Below are 18,960 nucleotides of genomic sequence, written 5' to 3'. Positions count from 1 at the left end.
CGAGTCCGCCGGCGCATCCGCCAATGGTTCGGTGTGGAAGGTCGACGCCGTGATCCTGCTGGTCGAGGACGACGCCGGTGACGCCCTCCTCGTCGAGGAGATGCTCGCGGACAGTGAGCTGGATTCCGCGCTGACCTGGTGCCGGACGCTCGCGGAGGCGCGCCGGTTCCTGGCCGGCTGCCGGACCCCGTGCTGCGTACTGCTCGATCTGCATCTGCCCGATGTGTACGGCCTGGACGCCGTGACCCAGATCGTCGAGTCGGCGCCCGATGCGGCCATCGTGGTGCTGACCGGCAGGGCCGAGGCCGATACGGGCCTGTCGGCCGTGGCGACCGGCGCCCAGGACTATCTCGTCAAGGGGCGGCTCGATCCGGAGGCGCTGGGCCGCTCGGTCCGTTACGCCCTCCAGCGCAAGCAGGTCGAGCAGGCCGCGGCGGCGCTGCGCGCCAACCGGCTGATGGCGCGGGAGAACGCCCGCCTCGAACGCGGGCTGCTGCCCGTGCCCCTGCTGCACGACGACTCCTTCGAAGCGGTGGCGCGGTACGCGCCGGGCCGGGCGCACGCCCTGCTCAGTGGTGACTTCTACGACGTCGTGCAGACCTCCGACGGCACGGTGCACGCGGTGATCGGCGATGTGTCGGGGCACGGGGCCGCGGAAGCGGCGCTGGGTGTCTGTCTGCGGGTGGCCTGGCGCACGGCGGTGCTGTGCGCGACCGGCCGGCTCGAACAGGTCCGGCTGCTGGAGGAGATCCTGGTCGCCGAACGCTCCGACCCGCATGTCTTCGCCACCGTCACCTCACTGTCCTTTTCGCCGGACCGGCGCCGGGTGCAGGTGGTGCGGGCCGGTCACCCCGGGCTGTTGCTGCGCAGCGGTGACCGGGTGAGCTGGGTCGAGCCCGAGCCGGGGATGGCCCTGGGACTGCTGCCGGGGACGGGACGGTGGAGCGTCTCGGAGCTGTCCCTGCCCGGGGACGGCCGGATCGTCCTCTTCACGGACGGTCTCTTCGAGGGGCGTACGGGGCCGGGCTCCCGGCTCGGCGAGGACGGGCTGCTCGCCCTGGCCCGCAGGCACGGGGCGCTGCCGGCCCGCGCGTTCGTGGACACCCTGGTCGACGAGGCCGCCGAGGCCGCGTCCCCGTACGGCGGTCTCGCCGACGACGTGGCCGTGCTCCATCTGGGCTGGGGCCGGGAGACTCCGCGATGAGCGGCCGGGACGCATCGCCGGAGCCCGGGCGCGGCCTGACCTCACGGCTGTCCGTTCAGAACTGGGTCCATCTGATTCTCGCCGTCTTCGTGCTGGTCGTCTGCGCGGGCCTGACCGTCGGGGGCCTGGTGCAGTCCCGGATATCCGACCGCACCACCGAGCTGGTGGACCGCATCCAGCCCGCCCGCTCCTCGTCGTTCCAGTTGCAGAACGCGCTGCTGGAACAGGAGACCGGGGTCCGCGGATTCGCGCTCACCGGTGACTCGACCTTCCTGCGGCCGTACGAGGCGGGGATGCGGGACGAGAAGCTGCGGATGGCCCGCGTACGTGCCCTCGTCGGGGACGAACAGCCCTTCGCCCGCGATCTCGACCGGATCGCCGCGGCCTCCCGGGAATGGCGCAGCGGGCATGCCGAGCCGCTCGTCGCCGCGGTCCGCCGGGGCGGCCCGGCGTCCGAGTCCTCGGCCCCGATCCGGCAGAGCACGGACGAATTCGACACCCTGCGCCGGCTGTACACGGCTCAGCAGGCGCATCTCGACCTTGCGCGGGACCGTGCCCGCACGGATCTGAGCAACGCCCGCACCACCCGTGACCAGGTGCTCATCTCGCTGGTCGTGGGCTTTCTGCTCGCAGTGGGCTCGCTGAGTCTGCTGCTGCACCGGATGGTGGGCCGGCCGCTGGGCCGGCTGACCGCCGCCTCCGAGACGGTCAGCTCGGGGGCGTTCCGCAAGCGGATCGACGTCGACGGGCCGTCCGATGTGCGGGCGGTGGCGGCGGCCGTGGAGGACATGCGCCGCCGCATCGTCGAGGAGCTCGCCGAGTCCCGGGAACGCGAGACGCTGCTGGCGGAACAGACGCGGGAGCTGCGCCGGTCCAATGCCGAACTGGAGCAGTTCGCCTATGTCGCCTCGCACGATCTGCAGGAGCCGCTGCGCAAGGTCGCCTCGTTCTGCGGCCTGCTGGAGAAACGGTACGGCGCGGAGCTCGACGACCGGGCGCGGCAGTACATCGACTACGCGGTCGACGGCGCCGGGCGGATGCAGGTACTGATCAACGATCTGCTCACCTTCTCCCGCATGGGACGGGTGCACGACCGGTGGAAGCCGGTCGACCTGGACCGGTCCCTGGACCGCGCGCTGGCCAATCTCGCGCTGGTCGTCGAGGAGTCCGGTGCCACGGTCGTACGGGAGGTCCCGCTGCCCTCGCTGACCGGGGACGCCACGGCGCTCTCCATGGTCTGGCAGAACCTGATCGGCAACGCGGTGAAGTTCCGCCGCCCCGACGTGCCGTGCCGGATCACGGTGGGCTGTGTGCGGGAGGGCGACGACTGGCACTTCCGGGTGGCGGACAACGGCATCGGCATCGCGCCGGAGTTCTCGCAGAAGGTCTTCGTCATCTTCCAGCGTCTGCACGGCCGGGAGGAGTACGAGGGAACGGGCATCGGTCTGGCCCTGTGCCGGAAGATCGTGGAGTTCCACGGGGGCCGGATCTGGCTGGACCCGGAGACCGCCGAGGGCACCTGCATCCGTTTCACGCTGCCGGTCGCCCCCGCCGTACCCGCGCACACCGCCGCGCGGCCGCCCGGCCCGGACACCGCCGTCGAAGGACCCGGACATGGCTGAGATCTGCCGGGCTTTCCCCGGAGTGGGACCGTTCGTCGCGGGTAGGCGAACGTCGAGAAGCTGTCATCGAACACCCCTGCGTCGCCCTGGCTGGAGCACATGAACGAACAGGTCACCTCGCGACCGGCCGGCCGCCCCTGCCCGGACCGGCCCACGGAGGTTCTGCACAGCGCCGAGGTGTTCGACGGCGAACCCGGCTGCATCGCGCAGGCCCGGGACCTGGCCGACCGCTTTCTGGTCCGGCTGGCCGCCGAGTGGCTCGCGGTGTTCGGCGAGCACACCCGCAGCGATCTGATGCTGGCCGTGAGCGAACTGGTCACCAACGCGGACCGCTACAGCCAGGGCCCGTATCTGCTGGAACTGGAGGGCACCGCGGAGCGCGTCAGCGTCACGGTGTACGACAGCAGCACGGCCCTGCCGCTGTTCTACTCACCCGACCCGGCGCGCCCCGGCGGCCACGGCATGGAGATCGTCGTGGCGCTGTGCGACCGGCTGACTGCCGAGCGCGTGCCGGTGGGCAAGCGCATCCGGGCCGAGTTCGGCTTGAGCACCTGACCTGTGGGGCGGACGGGACGCCGCCCGCCCCACGACCACGGTCGGCCACCCGGTGGTGTGGCCGGTGTCCGGGGAGAACTGCGCGAGCCGGACGGCACGGAGGTGCCGGGGTGGGTGTCGTCCTCGTTCTGCGTGCCGATGAACGGGGTGGCCGGGCCGGTCAGTCGTCCGTCGGTGCGGGGCGTGGCCCGGGCCGCCTCGATCCGCTTCACGTCGCGCCGTGCGAGTCGGCGATGTCACCGTTGGCGCCGGCGTCCGGCCCGCACGCTCCGGTCATCCGGTCCCTCGATTGGGGCGACGGCCTCATGCGCGACCCGCCTGGCGCAACTTCCGCGTGCTCCAGGAACGATTCACACAGATCGGGGCATCTAGTTGAGGTCCCGTGGATACGGACAGACACCTCACGCCTCCTCCCCCCACCGGAACAAGGGGTGCATCCAGCATGCAGATGTCCAAGCCGGTCGCACCCACGGCGCCCACGAATCCGGGCCTCAAGCGGGAAATCGGACTGATCGGTCTCATCTGGACCTCGGAGGGGTCCATCATCGGGTCCGGCTGGCTGTTCGGCGCGCTGTTCGCCGCGCAGGCAGCCGGCACGGCGGCGCTCATTTCCTGGGGCATCGGGGCGCTCGCCATCATTGTGCTGGCGTTCGTGCACGCCGAACTGGGGGCCATGTACCCGGTCGCGGGCGGCACCGCCCGTTTCCCGCACTATGCCTTCGGCAGTGCCGCCGGTGCGTCCTTCGGATGGTTCTCGTGGCTGCAGGCCGTCACCGTGGCGCCGATCGAGGTCATGGCGTCGCTGAACTATCTCAGCGTCCACGCCCCTTGGGTGCAGACCGGCAAGAATCACCTGACACCCGCGGGGTACGGGCTGGCCGTCGCATTCATGGCGTTCTTCGTCGTCGTCAATTACTTCGGCATCAAATGGCTCGCACACGCCAACAGCGTGGCGACGTGGTGGAAAGTGGCCGTCCCCGTCTTCACCATCATCGTGCTGGCCGCCACCACCTTTCACGGCAGCAACTTCGGCTACCAGGGCTTCGCCCCCTTCGGCGCCAAGGGCGTGCTCTCCGCCATCAGCACCAGCGGCATCATCTTCGCGCTGCTCGGCTTCGAGCAGGCCGACCAGTTGGCGGGCGAGAGCCGTAATCCGGCCAGGGACATCCCGCGCGCGGTCATCGGCTCCATCCTCATCGGCGTCCTCATCTACGTGGCACTTCAGGTGGTCTTCATCGCCGCCCTGCCGCACAGCGCGTTCGCCCACGGCTGGGCCGACCTCTCCTTCAGCGGAAAGGCCGGCCCGTTCGCCGGGCTCGCCACCTCCGTCGGACTCGGCTGGCTCGCCACGCTGCTGTACATCGACGCGGTCGTGTCACCGTCCGGTACGGGCCTGATCTACACCACCGCCACCTCTCGGGTCTCCTACGGCCTGTCCCGCAACGGCTACGTCCCGGCGGTCTTCGAACGCACCACCAAGCGCGGCGTCCCGTGGTTGGGCCTGCTCTTCGCGTTCGTGGTCGGGCTCATCGTGTTCCTGCCGTTCCCCACGTGGCAGAAGCTGGTCGGCTTCGTCACGTCCGCGAGTGTGCTGATGTACGCGGGGGCGCCGCTCGCCTTCGGGTGCCTGCGCAAGCAGGACCCGGACCGGGCTCGTCCGTACCGGTTGCCCGGCGGAATGTTCTGGGCGCCCGTGGCCTTCATCGTCTCGAACCTGATCATCTACTGGGCGGGCTGGGACACCCTGTGGCGGCTCGGTGCGGCGATCGTGCTCGGCTATCTGCTCCTGGGCGGCTCCGCGCTGCTCAAGCTCAACCCCAGGGTGCCGCACATGGACTGGTGGTCCGCACAGTGGCTGCCGGTGTACCTCGTGGGCATGGGTCTGATCTCCTGGCAAGGCGGTTTCTGCAGCACGGGGCCGGCGTCCACGGCGTCCTGCGGTGCGACCGATGTCCTTCCGCTGTGGTGGGACATCGCGCTCATCGCGGCGTTCAGCCTGGTGATCTACTTCTGGGCCCAGGCGGTCCGGCTGCCGGACGAGGAGACCCAGGAGTACATCGGCTCCGTCGAGGTGGTGCCCGGCGGGTGACCCGGCCTCGTGCCCGGCTCCGGCGCGTCCGGGTGTCAGACGTTCCCGAAGACGCAGTCACCGCACAGACCACCGGCCGGGCAGCGGTAGTACAGGCAGCAACTGCGGCGGCGGAACGCCGCGTCGTGCGGGGCGCCGGTGTTCTGCAGGTCCGGGTGGTCGAACAGTTCGGCGACCAGTGCGCGGGCCCGTACGGACACGTCGGGGCGGCCGTGGCTTCGTGCCCAGGCGACCAGCTCGCGCAGGGCTCCTGCCAGCGCCGACCCCGCATTGCCCCACAACAGCCGGTTCGACAGGGGGCCTTCCCGGTGGATCGCCTCGGCGAGGGGCACGAGGTGGCCGAACTGGACGGCCTCCCGGATCCGGTCGGCGGTGGCGGGCAGCGTTTCGGAGGTGCTCAGCCACAGATCGTCCGGGGCGGTGTGCCGCGGGTCCCAATGGAGGGCATCGGGCGAGAGACCGGGAAAGCGTCCTGTCAGGGCCGCCGGGCCGAGCGCGACCGACCAGAGACGGGCGGCCAGCCCCAGGTGTGCGACGGAGGCGGCGACTCTGCGCTCGGTGGTACGGAGCCGGTCGGCGACCGTGTCGATGCGGGCCGTGAGCGGTGCGGACTCCCCCGCGTACAACAGTGCCAGCGGGCGGTGCGCACCCTCGGGCGGTGCGGTGGTGCGCAGGGCGAAGAACCCACCCACCGAGGGCCCTGCGGGCTCGTCCATCGCGCTGCTCCCTCTCGGTTGCGCGGCCGCCGCGACCGGTGACCTCGCCGGATCGCGGGCATCCGGAGTGCCGCGACCCACGCGACCCGGCGTTCACCGTATCCCCTCCGTTGATCGACTCGGAGTCCTCAGGAGGGAGGACTACCGTCGGTAGGAGGACCCCGGAACCACTCCCGTACTACCAAGGCAGTACGACGGATCGCCCCCTCAAGGACGACGACGCGGCCGCTCCGGAGGGACATCGTGGTGTACATGAGTTCCCTTGCGCTGTCCGTGCTTCTGTCACTGGTCTCCGCGGTCGCCTACGCGGCCGGGGCGATCGTCCAGGAGCGCGTGGCCGCGACCGGCGACGGCCGCTCGCTCGCACCCTTGCGCAACCGTGTCTGGTGGGCCGCCGTGGCGCTGAACGGGGTGGGCGCGGTGCTGCATGTCGTGGCGCTGGCCTACGGTCCGCTCAGTCTCGTCCAGCCGCTCGGTGCGCTGACCATCGTCTTCGCCCTGCCGATGGCGGCGCTCTTCGTACGCCGCCGGGCACGGGCCACCGCATGGCGCGGCGCGATCATGGCGACCGTCGGTCTGGCGGGCCTGCTCGCGCTCACCGGGGACGGCGAGTCGCGGGCGCTGAGCGGCCCGGATCAGCTGATGCTCGCCGGGGTGACGCTCAGTGGGGTCGCGGCGCTCTTCCTGGTCTCCAAGGGTGTGCACAGGCCGGTGGTGCGGAGCGTGATCGTGGCAGGGGCGGCGGGTGTGGCTTTCGGTATCGCCTCGGTGTTCACGAAGACGGTGGCGGTGCAGTGGACGTCCGGCGACGCGGGGGCCGGAATGCCGGCACTGCTGGCGATAGCCGCATTCGCGGCCGCCGGGCTGCTGCTGTCCCAGGTCGCGTACCGGGGTGCCGGGCTGACCGCGCCGCTGGCCACGGTGACCGTGGTGAACCCGGTGATAGCCGCGGCCGTCGGCATCACCCTGTTCGACGAGGAGCTCCGGCACGGTACGGCGGGCACCATGCTCGCGCTGGCGTGCGGGGTGGTCGCCGCAGGCGGGCTGGTCCTGCTCACGACGGAGCGGCTGGGTGCGGAGCACCTCGCCGGGCGGAGCGCGGGAAGCGGGCACCCGGTCGTTCCGGGGGACGGGACGGTCGCGGCGGGCCCGTACGGGGAGCCGGGCGCCGCGGATCCGGCGGCCGGTCTGCCCCGGCCGGCCGGGACGCGGACGATTGTCGCTCGTCCCGAGCCCGCCACTGCCACACCGGCGTCGACACCCACGAGGACCGCCGCGGCCGACGAAGCCGTCGCGGAGGCCTTCCCTGCGGCCCCTGTGCTGCCCCTGCTCATGCCGTTGGAGCGTCGGCTGGGGCAGGTGGAGTTCGGGCAGGTGGAGTTCGGGCCCGGGCGGCCGTCGCACACTCGCCCCGCACGGCGGGACGGCGTGTCGTCCACGGGGTCCGGTGCAGCCGATGACGCCGCCGAACCGCCGGGGGCCGTTCAGACGCTGACGCCGCCCGCCCTGAGGTAGGCCAGCGGGTCGATGTCCGAGCCGTAGCCGGGGCCGGTGCGGATCTCGAAGTGCAGGTGCGGACCCGTGACGTTCCCGGTGGAGCCCGAGCGGGCAATCCGCTGGCCTGCGGAGACGTGCCGGCCCTCGCGCACGTGAAGCGCGGACAGGTGCGCGTACTGGCTGTACTTGCCGTCGCTGTGCCGGATGACGATCTGGTATCCGTACGCTCCGCCCCAGCCCGCCGAGACGACCGTGCCGGAGTCGACCGCCTTCACCGACGTGCCGGTCGGAACGGGAAAATCGACACCGGTGTGGTAGCCGCTGGCCCAGGAACCGGTCTGGTGGTACGGGGTGCCGATACCCGCCGCGACCGGCGCGATGAGGCCGGCGTGCTTCTCCACCCGCTCCTGCTTGTGGCTCTCGGTCTTCTTCGGGTGGGGCTTCGGCTTCGCGCTCTGGTGGTGCGGCTTCGCCGTTTGGTGCTGGGGTTTCGCCGTTCGGTGGGGTGACGTGGCCGCTTGCTGCTTCGGCTCGGCCGTCCGGTGCTGCGGCTTTGCCTTTTCGTGCGGTGCGGTCGTCGCCTTCGGTTTCGTCGTCGGCTTCTTCGTCGTGGTCGAGCCCGCCTTGGCATCCGTCCTCGGTGCCCGGGCCGCATCGAGGCTCAGGCGCTGCCCGGGGAAGATGAGATCCGGGTCGTCCCCCACGACCTTGCGGTTCGCCGCGTACAGGTGCTGCCAGCCGCCCCGTACGTGCTCGGTCGCCGCGATCGCGGACAGCGAGTCGCCAGGGGCAACGGTGTACGACTCGCGCTTGCCGGGCACGGTGGTCGGCGTGGCGGGCGTGGACGTCCGCTTCGTCTCCGGCTTTCCGGCGGCGGCCTTCCCGGGCGTCTTCACCTGACTGGTCCGCGCCGACTGGGTGTTGACGTCGGGGGCGTCCCCGCCACTCGCCAGCCCCGCCCGTGTCGAGCAGCCCGGCCAGGCGCCGGGCCCCTGCCCTTCCAGCACCTTCTCCGCAACGGCTATCTGCTGGTCCTTGGTCGCGAGATCGGCGCGCGGGGCGTACACCGTGCCACCGTAGGCCGCCCAGGTCGAGCGGGTGAACTGCAGGCCACCGAAGTAACCGTTGCCGCTGTTGATGTGCCAGTTGCCGGTGGACTCACAGGCGGCGACCTTCTCCCAGACGTCCGTCGACGCGGCGCCCGCCGAGGCCGCCGCGACGAGCGGGAGAGCGATGCCCGCGCCTCCGGCGGTGACCGTGAGCGAGGCGCGGTTGAGCCGGCTGGGCTGATATCTGCGGTGCCGTCCGTTCGCGGCCATGACTTGGCTCCCCCACAGGCAGTAGGACACGTCGCAAGCGCCCAACTTATGGGCAGACAAAGGGCGATGACAAGAGAGCAAAGCCCGGCCCACCCGTATCGGACGGTCCGGACGAGAGGCCCCAACGGGTGGCGCCGCGGTTGAAGACCGACCGGACCCACAGATGGCCGACCGGACCCACAGATGGCCGACCGGACCCACGGGTAGCCGACCAGGCTCATCCCGACGCAGCAGGCGAGCGCGACGACTTCGCTGTTACCGATCTCGGTGCCCATCAGCAGACCGCGCAGCGTCTCGGTGATCGGTGTGAACGGCTGGTATTGGGCGAACCGGCGCAGCCCGGTGGGCATGGACTCCGGCGGGACGATGGCGCTGCCGAGGAAGGGGAGGAGCGTCAGCGGCATGGGGATGTTGCCGGCGGTCTCGGGGTTCTTGACCACCAGCCCGATCGCGGCCGCCAACCAGGTGAGCGCGCACCCAAAATCGCCGTGCGCAGGGTGCGGAAGCAGGGTTCGGAAGTCCTGCCCGCCGCGCAGCGGGGGCGTTCCGCATCCGCGTCGCCTCGTACCGTCCGGTGCACGGACGGAGCCATACGGCCCATGCTGAACAGCCGTTGCCCTGCCCCGTATCCATACTGAAGATCCCGGCATCCCCGAACAGATTGCAGAGCACACAGATGAGCGGCACCGCGCAGATCGGCGTCACAGGGCTCGCGGTCATGGGCCGCAATCTCGCCCGCAACTTCGCCCGCAACGGCTTCACGGTCGCCGTGCACAACCGGACGACCGCGAAGACGGACGCCCTGGTCGAGGGGTTCGGCGACGAGGGTTCCTTCGTGGCCGCACGTACGCCGGAGGAGTTCGTCGCGGCGCTGGAACGCCCGCGCCGGCTGGTCATCATGGTGAAGGCGGGCAATCCGACGGATGCCGTGATCCAGGAGTTCGCGCCGCTCCTGGAAGAGGGCGACGTCATCATCGACGGCGGCAACGCGCACTTCGAGGACACCCGCCGCCGCGAGCGGGAGCTGCGCGAGCGCGGCATCCACTTCGTGGGCGTCGGCATCTCGGGCGGCGAGGAGGGCGCGCTGAACGGGCCGAGCATCATGCCGGGCGGCTCGCCACAGTCGTACGAATCGCTGGGGCCGCTGCTGGAGAAGATCGCCGCCAAGGCGAAGGACGGCGCCCCGTGCACCACTCACATCGGTCCCGACGGGGCCGGGCACTTCGTGAAGATGGTCCACAACGGCATCGAGTACGCGGACATGCAGCTGATCGCGGAGGCGTACGACCTGCTGCGCAAGGTGGCGGGCTACTCCCCCGCGAAGATCGCCGAGACCTTCCGCGCCTGGAACACCGGCCGCCTCGACTCCTATCTGATCGAGATCACGGCGGAGGTGCTCGCCCACACCGACGCGGCCACCGGAAAGCCCTTCGTCGACATCGTGCAGGACCGGGCGGAGCAGAAGGGCACGGGCCGCTGGACGGTGCAGATCGCGCTGGATCTCGGGGTGCCCGTCTCCGGTATCGCGGAGGCCGTCTTCGCCCGCTCGCTGTCCGGCCACGCGGATCTGCGCGAGGCGGCGAAGGGCCTGGCGGGCCCGTCGGCCGCGGTGCTCGACGAATCGGCTGCCGCGGCCTTCGCCGACCGGGTGGAGCAGGCGCTGTACGCGTCCAAGATCGTCTCGTACACGCAGGGGTTCCACCAGATCCGGGCGGGCAGCGAGGCGTACGACTGGAACATCGGCCTCGGCGCGGTGGCGGCGATCTGGCGGGCCGGGTGCATCATCCGGGCAGCGTTCCTGGACCGGATCCGGGCGGCCTACGACACCCGCCCCGACCTGCTGAGCCTGCTCTCGGACGAGCAGTTCGCCACGGAGATCGGCGCGGCCCAGGACGACTGGCGCGCGGTAGTCGCCGAGGCGGTGCGGCAGGGCGTGCCGACGCCGGGTTTCGCCGCCGCGCTCTCGTACTACGACGGACTGCGCGCGGACCGACTGCCCGCGGCGCTGACCCAGGGGCAGCGAGACTTCTTCGGCGCGCACACGTATCGGCGTACGGACCGCGAGGGCTCCTTCCACACGCTCTGGGGCGGCGACCGGTCCGAGGTCGAAACCGGCTGACACACGGGACGCCGGTGGGTGCCCCCGGCCCACGGCGCGGGCGGCGTTCGGCAGTCCTCCGCCGATGCACCAGTGCACGAAGCGGACGGCTCCACGCGCCGGTTCACGCCGGTGGGGAACTCCGACCGGGCGGGAGCCCTGAGCGGGCGCCGCTACGGGAGTCGCGGGAGGAGACCGGGCTGACACCGGTGGCCGTGGGCCCCGAGATCCGGCGGGGCAGCCCCCGGCGGCGACGCCGGTCTGCCGCGGCCTGCCGGGCTGCCCTGCTCATCGCCACGCTCCTGGCGGACGGACGCCTCAGCCCCGTCCGAGCCGTTCGCACCTGGCCGGTGTCCCGGTCGTCGCCGGGAGGTCGCCCTGGTCGTCGCCTCGGGTGACGTCCGCAAGCGCGCCGAGGAGATGGTGGATGACGGGAACCGGCCCACCGTCGCCCGGGCGGGTGACCCGGGGTGCGGCGTCGTCGTACGTGTGCGTAAGTAGCAGCAGGCCTTCTTGTCGCCCCACCCGCGAGCCCGCTGCACTTCCGTACCGCTGACGCCCCATGGAGCCCCCGTATGCCCGACGCCTTGCCGGAACCGGTCGCGGCCCAGCCCGTCGTCGCGCCGTTGACCAGTGCCGCCCTGATCCTGGTCGCCACGATCGAGCCCGGTGGTGAGCCGGTCGTCCGCGAGGTGCTGCCGGATCTGGCGGCGATCGCCCGTTCCATCGGGTTCCGGTTCCCGGGCGCCGGCCTGGTCTCGGTGACCTCCTTCGGCTCCGACGCCTGGGACCGGCTGTTCGCGGGGCCGCGTCCGGCGGGGCTCCACCCGTTCCAGGAACTGCACGGTGCCCGCCACCGGGCTCCCGCCACGCCGGGCGATCTCCTGTTCCACATCCGGGCCGAGCGGATGGACGTCTGTTACGAGTGGGCGGCCCAGCTCCTCGACCGGCTCGGCGGGGCGGTGAAGGTCGTGGACGAGACACAGGGGTTCCGCTACTTCGACCACCGGGACCTGCTCGGCTTCGTCGACGGCACGGAGAACCCCTTGGGGGCGGACGCACGGTCGGCGGCCCTGGTCGGCGCGGATGATCCGGAGTTCGCGGGCGGCAGCTATGTCATCGTGCAGAAGTATCTGCACGACCTCGCGTCCTGGAACGCGCTGAGCACCGAGGCCCAGGAGCGCGTCATCGGCCGGACGAAGTTCGCCGACATCGAGCTCTCCGACGACGTCAAACCCGCGGACTCGCATGTCGCCCTCAACACGATCACCGATCCGGACGGCACGTCGCGCGAGATCCTGCGGGCCAATATGCCGTTCGGCAGCTTCGAGCAGGGCGAGTTCGGCACGTACTTCATCGGTTACGCCGCCGATCCGGGCGTGACCGAGCAGATGCTCCGCAACATGTTCCTCGGCAATCCGCCCGGCACGTACGACCGCATCCTCGACTTCTCCACGGCGGTCACCGGCACACTCTTCTACACCCCCCGCGCCGACTTCTTCGACGCCCCGCCGCCGTCGCCCGCCATGACCGCGGCCGAGGCCCTGCCGGAGCCGGCGTCCGCGCCCGCGGTGGCGCGGGCCCCGGTCCCGGTCCGGTGGGACGACGGCTCGCTGCACATCGGCAGCCTGCAAGAAAGCGCCCAGTGATGAACAACCTCCACCGCGAACTCGCCCCCGTCACGGAAGCCGCCTGGGACCAGATCGAAGAAGAGGCCCGGCGCACCTTCAGCCGCCATCTGGCGGGCCGCCGTGTCGTCGACGTCACCGGGCCGGACGGCCCCGGACTCGCAGCGATCGGCGACGGTCATCTGCGCGGGATCGACCCGCCCACACCGGACGTGATCGCCCGGGCCCGCACTTCGGTGCCGGTCATCGACTGGCGGGTGCCGTTCACGGTGACCCGGTCGGCCGTGGACGACGTCGAGCGCGGTTCCGACGACAGCGACTGGCAGCCCGTCAAGGACGCGGCCCGCACCTGTGCGTTCGCCGAGGACATGGCGATCATCGACGGGTACGCGTCGGCTGGCATCACCGGGCTCCGGGACGGCTCCTCGCACACCCCGCTGCCGCTTCCGGCCGACGCCCGCGACTATCCGACCACCGTCAGCCAGGCGTTGACCCAGCTGCGGCTGGCCGGGGTCGACGGCCCGTACCGGCTGCTGCTCGGTGCCGACGCCTTCACCGAGGCGACGGAGACCTCCGACCACGGATACCCGGTGGCCACCCACCTGGCCCGGCTGCTGGACGACCAGATCCTGTGGGCGCCCGCCGTCACGGGCGGCGTTCTGCTGTCCACCCGGGGCGGCGACTTCGAACTGCGCCTGGGCCAGGATCTGTCGATCGGCTATCAGGACCACGACGCGACCAGCATCCGGCTCTACTTCCATCAGGCGTTCACCTTCCGGATGCTGACGCCGGAGGCCGTGATCCCGATCATCGCCTGACCCTCCCGGCAGCACCACGCAGGTGGGGACCGTGCCGGTGCGACCGTCCGCCGCGAGAGTTCCCTCCGGCGGAGTCGGACCGCCGGCCCGCCACGCCCCTGGGCCAGGAACGCCTCGACGGTCCGGGCGAAGCGGCGGGGGCCGTCGAGCCACGGACAGTGCCCCGCGTTGTTCGGCCGGACGACCGGCTCGGCCCTGCCGAACAACTCAGCGATGCCGACGACGACACGGGGACGCGGGCCGCTGTCCACTCCGCTCGCGAGGACGAGGACCGGTGTGTCCCACGCGGCCAGGGCGGCGCGGGCCGCCGCGGGGCTGCCGACGGTGGTTCCGGACGGCACACCCCAGGTCGGCCTCACGGCTGCGGACCGCGGCCGGCGGCGTACGAACACGGCTCGTTCACCGACTCACGGCCCGGCTGTACGCGGATCCACACCGGTCAGGGCCCTCGCAGCGGCAGGCCGCGTACTCACCGGGCTCACGGCGCGGGTGGACGCCGTCCCGGCCGGCACCCGAGGCTCGCCGTCCGAGGGGCCGGAGCCCGCGAGACGGACCGGGCGGTCAGCCGGGCGGATGAGGTGACGGCTCAGGTTCCGGAACCGGCTCGGGGTTCGGGGCGGGCGGCTGCGGAATCGGATCCGGCGCCGGGCCGGGCGGGACGGGTCCGGGCGGCGGAGGCGGCGGCTCCGGCAGCGGCGACGGCGGCTCGGGCATCGGTCCGGGCGTGGGCGCCGGTGGCACGGGGTCGGGGTACGGATTGGTCATCGGAGGCCTCCGAGCGGTTCAGGGTGGATCTGCTTCCACCGTCCCCCGGAGCGGCTGCCCGCGCCTGGTGAGCCCATGCGTACGGGTTCCGGATGACCTGTCCGGGTGCACCGTCCCTGCGACGGGTCAGCGCGCGGTGGCGGCTGCCGCGGCTGCGAGGCCCGTCCGGGGGCTGGCGAGCACCGGGATCCGGGTGACCGTACGGGTGACCGCATCGGCCATGGACGCCTGCGCCAGCACGATCACATCGGCGTCCGTCACCGCATCGGCCGCCGCCGCGACCAGGTCCAGAAAGCCGTCGCGGTCCCCGGCCTCGAAGCGCGCCCAGGCCCCCTCGACCAGGACGGTGCGGACCTCGACGGGCCGGTCCCCTACCTCTTCGGCGAGAAGCGCGAGGGTCGGCGCCAGCGTGTCGCCCAGTGCCGCGAGGACCACCACACGCTCCCGTTCCGCGGCAGCGGCCGCCATGGGGCGGTCGACACGCAGCACCGGAACTCCGGCCGTCGCCGCGGCCGACTCCGCGACCCCGCCGATCGTCGAACACGTGCAGAGAACGGCCGAGGCACCCTCGGCGACGACGCCCGCGAGCAGCGCCCGGATCTCGCCCGACACTGCTTCCGGGCCCGAGTCCCTGGCCCGGGCGAGCAGGTCCTCGGACACGAGATGGCGCAGGGCGAGTCCGGGATGATCCGTGTCCCGGAGCGCGTCGAAGACCGGGACGTGGACCGGGGAGGTGTGCAGCAGTGCGAGTGTCATCGACCGAACGTACAACTCCCCGGCCCGGGTCGGGTCATCGGCCGAGTGGATGAGTACAGCTCGCCGCTGTGGATCACTACAACTCGGGGTGGGACGCGAGCTGCGCCTTCGCCCGCTCCACCAGTTCGGCCGGCGCCTCGGGAGCCTCGTCGGGGTGACGCTCCGCCCACTTCGCGGCGTACGGGCAGAGCGGGACGACGGAAACACCCGCGCGGCCCGCCATGGCGTAGAACTCCTGGACGAGGGCGCCCGCGATGCCCTTGCCCTCGTGGCCGGGCTCGACGACGGTGTGCACGGCGACGAACGCGGCGGGGTCGCCGTCCATCACGAAGTACGCGATGACTCCGGCGGCCTTGCCGTTCTCGTACGCGAGGAGGTTGCCGCTCGCGCGGTCGTCGCGGATGTCGAGTTCGATCCGGTCGGTCTGTTCTGCCATGACGGGTGCTCCCTCGGTGGCCGAGCCGGGTCAGCGCGCCGCGGGGACTGCGTGCGGGCTCCGTTCGGCGGCGGTGCCGGGTACGGGCTCGGAGGCGTCGGCACCGAGCGCGACGATCCGGTTGTCGGCGTCGACATGCACGATACGCGGGGTCAGGCCGCGCGCCTCGGCGTCGTCGACCTGGGCGTAACTGATCAGGATGACCAGGTCGCCGGGGTGGACGAGGTGGGCGGCGGCACCGTTGATGCCGATGACACCGGAGCCGCGTTCGCCCTCGATGACGTACGTCTCCAGGCGGGCACCGTTGTCGATGTCGACGATGTGCACCAGCTCGCCCGGCAGCAGATCAGCCGCTTCCATCAGCTCGGCATCGACGGTGACGGAACCGACGTAGTGCAGGTCGGCCTGGGTCACGGTGGCCCGGTGGATCTTGGACTTGAACATGGTACGCATCATCGAGGTGCTCCCAGGCTAGGCTCCCTGCCTGCGTTTTTGCAGGTCAAGTGCTGTTTTCCTACCTTACAACGAGTCGCAAGTCCGGTCAGCTCTCCCCAGGTATTTGAGGACTGATGCTCACCACTTGCTCACTTTTCTGACCCTCCGTCAGGCAGATCGGAGGTTATTTACGGACAACCTGTGGCCGTCCCGCCGCGACGACGACGCCGGCCTGCGCAACCACTCTGGGGCATCCTCGGGGCCGCCCCCATCCGCCCCCGTTATGTTCTTCGCGGTCCTGCAAGAGGGCCGCTGGCCTCCGGGCCCGGCATGACTGTGTCCCCCTGTCGAACGGATGACAACTCCAAGCCCTACACCGCGCCGCCCACAGAGTGCCTCGCCAGCGGCGCGGCACTCGACGTCGCGGCGAACCTGCTCGACACCAACGATCACGGAGACGCCCGGTGCCGGTTGGCGCCCCTCGTTCAACGGCTGAGGGAGACCGACCTCGCCCTGAGTACCTGGCTTCGACGCCCGTCTTGGATCTCCGACCCGCCGAGGCAAGCAGTCATGGATCTCCCGACCAGCAGAAGGGCCGCAGCGTGACCGCTCAGACGGCGCTCTCCCTGCGTAGGCCGCCTACGTCGTCATACAGCTCAAGGTCGAAGCTCAGTCCGAACCACGAGAGCAGCATCGAAAAGCGTCGAGCCTGTCCGGATCGATGACACCGTTCAGCAGCGTGTCCGCCCCGTCGACCGGATCAAGTTCGATCCGGCACCAGCTTGTTTCGACTTCGTACGCGTCCCAAGACGACGACCTGGGCTTCCAGCCGGCCCGAACGAAGCGCTCGGCCACCGCCGAAGTGTCGAGACGCCCACGCAGCACGCCGCACAGGTTGTTGTCGGCCTCCTGCCAGTCGGGGGCGAGGCTCGAGCCGCCGTCTGAGATGTCCACGATCGGATTATGGGCGGTCAGTGGGACGGCGAGCCCGCCAAATACGCCTCAGGGCCTCGAGCTCGTCTCGGGGAAAGTGCTCGCCCCACTTGCTCCGGTAGTTGCTCTCGCCATAGACCGTCGCGACCTCGTCGAAGCAACGAACCACCGCACGGACGAGACCGTCGACGCTGAGCGCTCCAGACCACAGCTCGGCTCCGGCGCTGTCGTGGTCACTGCCATGCCGCAGCTCAAGCAGGCGGAGCCAGGCGGAGTCCCCTTCGCGATAGAAGATCCATCGGAAGGCGGTCGGCTCCGCCTCGAACTGCGCACGGGTTTCCGACTCGCCGGCGACAAGCCGGGCCACAGCGACCAGCAGATCCTCGGGAGCGCTGCTGATATACGAGGCGGCGAGCTCGGCCCTCGCAGCACTCGCTTCAACCGTGCAGTCGGCCCAGCCGTGTTCAGCCGGCGTCCAAGTGATTCGAAGGTCAGAAGGCATGGCCCCTCACCCCGCGAGGAAGTGTCGGACGTCGGCGGCGAGGGACGACATCTGCTCCCCGGCCTCCAGCCACGTGGTCACGGAGGCAGCCCAGCCGCCCGTGGCCTTCGGCCACGGGCGCAGAGTCCAGGTCACACCGATATGCCCACCGGATCGGAACACGGCCGAAACGGTCAGGTCCCGGTCGTTGGTCTGCCAGCTCCGCTCGCCGTCCCACCCTCGGTAGTCCGCGGCCAGCTCTTCCAGGAACGGCGCGAGATCGCTGTCCCAGACCCAGGCCACGACCTCATCGACGCGGGCGTTCAGACCCGGAGCCCGGATCTCGATCGCGTAGTGCACGGAGTCCTGGTCGAAGCCGAACCGATCACAGAACTTCACACCGACGGACGGGTTGTCCTCGCAGTGGATGGTCACGTCCGTCTGCTCGTCGAGGTCGCCGGTTGGAGAAGTCATGAGCCGAACGCTAGGTCAGCACCACACTTGCCGTCACCAGGGTTCTCGTGGAGGAGCGATTGCCGTTGGTACGACAGTTGTCCTGCACATACGACACCTACCGTGCTCAGCCTCAACGGCCGCGAGGACAAGACCACGAACGGGTGACACGCCGCGTTCGAGTGCACCTCCGCCGCCCCGGGCGCGGCCCCGGCGCCCACCACCCAGCAATAGAACATTCGTCCACGATCTGCCCCCGACCAAGCCGTTACGGACCCCCCACGGGGGCGTTCTTAGAGCACCAGTACCCCTCACGCGCCCAGATGGAGGACGCCATGAATCCCGTACTCGCCCTTGCGCATCAGCCTCTCGGATTCGAACAGCGGCGGCCCTCGACTACTCCTCTCGCCCGCCACGCACAGCGGGTTGACGCCGTCGCCCACCGCTCAGCACGACCGGATACGAGGTGGACCGCATGAACGAGCCCACCCATGCAGCGGCCAGCCGCCGCAGCGAGACGCAGGCGCGCCGACACGCCCCTTCGTCGCTGTCGCCCGCCACCCACGACGGTGGCTGCCGGGCGGCATTCTCCAGGGTTCTGCCCGTCAGCCGGCCTATCCCGGCGGCGCGGAACGCGGTCACCGGGAGCCGATCATGACCGATCCGTTGCGCTCGGCCGCACCGAGCGCCCGATCCGTGCCGCACGCCCGTACCGAGCCTCTGCCGCTCCCTCCGGCATCTGCCCCGCCTTCGCCCGAAGGCGCGGAGCTTGGCGACGAACTGAAGGATGCTTACTGGTCGACCTGGGACGGTGAGGCCTCCCGCACCAGCATGTGGAAGATCTTCGCCAAGCTCCCCGCGATCATCCGCCGCGTGCTGGGGATGGCGTGGCGCGCCGACGCACGGGCCACCTCGGCCGTGATCGTCCTGCAGCTGGGTTCGGCGGCGATGGCGGCGTTCGGGCTCCTGGCCTCGATCGGCGTCCTGCAAGCCCTCTTCGCCCAGGGCGCCACCCCAGACCGGATCCGCGCCGCGTTCCCGTCCCTGGCTCTGGTGGCCGGGCTGCTGATGTTCCGTGCCGTGCTCGATGCCGGGGTCGCCTTGTATCAGGCCCGGCTGACACCGAAGATCCGCCGCATTGTCGAGATGGATTTC

19 protein-coding genes are annotated in these 18,960 nt (G+C 71.0%); 8 read left to right on the top strand and 11 right to left on the bottom strand.

The features are described from left to right. Positions 1 to 31: 31 nt before the first annotated feature. The 4 genes from ACFVV1_RS29115 (at position 32) to ACFVV1_RS29100 (ending at position 5,470) form a co-directional block, all read left to right on the top strand. Entirely contained in the window at positions 32 to 1,204 is a 1,173-nt protein-coding gene (locus tag ACFVV1_RS29115) for a PP2C family protein-serine/threonine phosphatase (RefSeq protein ID WP_389995356.1), read from the top strand. Then, on the top strand, positions 1,201 to 2,826 hold the full coding sequence (locus ACFVV1_RS29110; RefSeq protein ID WP_389995087.1) for an ATP-binding protein: 1,626 nt from the start codon (positions 1,201 to 1,203) through the stop codon (positions 2,824 to 2,826). The genes ACFVV1_RS29115 and ACFVV1_RS29110 overlap by 4 nt, the downstream gene beginning before the upstream one ends. A gap of 99 nt (positions 2,827 to 2,925) precedes the next feature. Then, positions 2,926 to 3,381 carry an ATP-binding protein gene (locus ACFVV1_RS29105; RefSeq protein WP_389995084.1) on the top strand — a complete coding sequence of 152 codons (456 nt, stop codon included), beginning with the start codon at positions 2,926 to 2,928 and terminating at the stop codon, positions 3,379 to 3,381. Between the two features lie 442 nt (positions 3,382 to 3,823). Beyond that, on the top strand, positions 3,824 to 5,470 hold the full coding sequence (locus ACFVV1_RS29100) for an APC family permease (protein ID WP_389995082.1): 1,647 nt from the start codon (positions 3,824 to 3,826) through the stop codon (positions 5,468 to 5,470). Positions 5,471 to 5,505: 35 nt separating this feature from the next. Here the strand turns inward: ACFVV1_RS29100 and ACFVV1_RS29095 are convergent, their stop codons facing one another. After that, a complete protein-coding gene (locus ACFVV1_RS29095) occupies positions 5,506 to 6,186 on the bottom strand; it encodes a (2Fe-2S)-binding protein (RefSeq protein WP_389995079.1) in 681 nt (226 codons plus the stop codon). 243 nt (positions 6,187 to 6,429) lie between these two features. Between ACFVV1_RS29095 and ACFVV1_RS29090 the strand changes: the two genes are divergently transcribed. Then, on the top strand, positions 6,430 to 7,701 hold the full coding sequence (locus ACFVV1_RS29090; RefSeq protein ID WP_389995076.1) for a DMT family transporter: 1,272 nt from the start codon (positions 6,430 to 6,432) through the stop codon (positions 7,699 to 7,701). Here ACFVV1_RS29090 and ACFVV1_RS29085 read toward each other — a convergent pair. Further along, a complete protein-coding gene (locus ACFVV1_RS29085; protein ID WP_389995073.1) occupies positions 7,671 to 9,002 on the bottom strand; it encodes a transglycosylase family protein in 1,332 nt (443 codons plus the stop codon). The genes ACFVV1_RS29090 and ACFVV1_RS29085 overlap by 31 nt on opposite strands. A 676-nt stretch (positions 9,003 to 9,678) precedes the next feature. Between ACFVV1_RS29085 and gndA the strand changes: the two genes are divergently transcribed. Further along, complete coding sequence (gndA, locus tag ACFVV1_RS29080) at positions 9,679 to 11,121, top strand: NADP-dependent phosphogluconate dehydrogenase (protein WP_389995070.1); 1,443 nt, start codon at positions 9,679 to 9,681, stop codon at positions 11,119 to 11,121. A 297-nt stretch (positions 11,122 to 11,418) separates the two neighbouring features. Here the strand turns inward: gndA and ACFVV1_RS29075 are convergent, their stop codons facing one another. Continuing rightward, positions 11,419 to 11,664 (bottom strand): hypothetical protein, encoded by a 246-nt coding sequence (locus ACFVV1_RS29075; RefSeq protein ID WP_389995067.1) that lies wholly within the window; start codon positions 11,662 to 11,664, stop codon positions 11,419 to 11,421. An 11-nt stretch (positions 11,665 to 11,675) separates the two neighbouring features. Between ACFVV1_RS29075 and ACFVV1_RS29070 the strand changes: the two genes are divergently transcribed. Next, positions 11,676 to 12,749 (top strand): Dyp-type peroxidase, encoded by a 1,074-nt coding sequence (locus tag ACFVV1_RS29070; RefSeq protein WP_389995064.1) that lies wholly within the window; start codon positions 11,676 to 11,678, stop codon positions 12,747 to 12,749. Further along, complete coding sequence (locus ACFVV1_RS29065) at positions 12,749 to 13,546, top strand: family 1 encapsulin nanocompartment shell protein (protein ID WP_389995061.1); 798 nt, start codon at positions 12,749 to 12,751, stop codon at positions 13,544 to 13,546. The genes ACFVV1_RS29070 and ACFVV1_RS29065 overlap by 1 nt, the downstream gene beginning before the upstream one ends. On the opposite strand, the gene ACFVV1_RS29060 is transcribed toward ACFVV1_RS29065, so the two are convergent. From ACFVV1_RS29060 to ACFVV1_RS29025, 8 genes are all read right to left on the bottom strand, one after another. Beyond that, a complete protein-coding gene (locus ACFVV1_RS29060) occupies positions 13,489 to 13,905 on the bottom strand; it encodes an alpha/beta fold hydrolase (RefSeq protein WP_389995058.1) in 417 nt (138 codons plus the stop codon). The two genes, ACFVV1_RS29065 and ACFVV1_RS29060, sit on opposite strands and share 58 nt — an antisense overlap. A 532-nt stretch (positions 13,906 to 14,437) precedes the next feature. Further along, positions 14,438 to 15,067: an aspartate/glutamate racemase family protein gene (locus tag ACFVV1_RS29055; protein ID WP_389995055.1), complete on the bottom strand. Its 630-nt coding sequence runs from the start codon at positions 15,065 to 15,067 to the stop codon at positions 14,438 to 14,440. A gap of 76 nt (positions 15,068 to 15,143) precedes the next feature. Further along, positions 15,144 to 15,503 carry a GNAT family N-acetyltransferase gene (locus ACFVV1_RS29050; protein WP_389995052.1) on the bottom strand — a complete coding sequence of 120 codons (360 nt, stop codon included), beginning with the start codon at positions 15,501 to 15,503 and terminating at the stop codon, positions 15,144 to 15,146. 30 nt (positions 15,504 to 15,533) lie between these two features. Then, positions 15,534 to 15,959, bottom strand: coding sequence for an aspartate 1-decarboxylase (panD, locus tag ACFVV1_RS29045; RefSeq protein ID WP_389995049.1), 426 nt, complete (start codon positions 15,957 to 15,959; stop codon positions 15,534 to 15,536). 648 nt (positions 15,960 to 16,607) lie between these two features. Next, positions 16,608 to 16,892, bottom strand: coding sequence for a hypothetical protein (locus ACFVV1_RS29040; RefSeq protein ID WP_389995047.1), 285 nt, complete (start codon positions 16,890 to 16,892; stop codon positions 16,608 to 16,610). A gap of 7 nt (positions 16,893 to 16,899) precedes the next feature. Continuing rightward, positions 16,900 to 17,373 (bottom strand): hypothetical protein, encoded by a 474-nt coding sequence (locus ACFVV1_RS29035; protein ID WP_389995045.1) that lies wholly within the window; start codon positions 17,371 to 17,373, stop codon positions 16,900 to 16,902. Positions 17,374 to 17,379: 6 nt separating this feature from the next. Further along, a complete protein-coding gene (locus tag ACFVV1_RS29030) occupies positions 17,380 to 17,826 on the bottom strand; it encodes a DUF6228 family protein (RefSeq protein ID WP_389995042.1) in 447 nt (148 codons plus the stop codon). Between the two features lie 770 nt (positions 17,827 to 18,596). Next, positions 18,597 to 18,818: a hypothetical protein gene (locus tag ACFVV1_RS29025; protein WP_389995039.1), complete on the bottom strand. Its 222-nt coding sequence runs from the start codon at positions 18,816 to 18,818 to the stop codon at positions 18,597 to 18,599. Positions 18,819 to 18,960: the final 142 nt, after the last annotated feature.

The organism is Streptomyces sp. NPDC058092 (genome assembly GCF_042884935.1).
Lineage (GTDB): Bacteria > Actinomycetota > Actinomycetes > Streptomycetales > Streptomycetaceae > Streptomyces.
The sequence above is the reverse complement of the archived record's forward strand: the minus strand, read 5'-3'. Positions and strand labels throughout refer to the sequence as shown.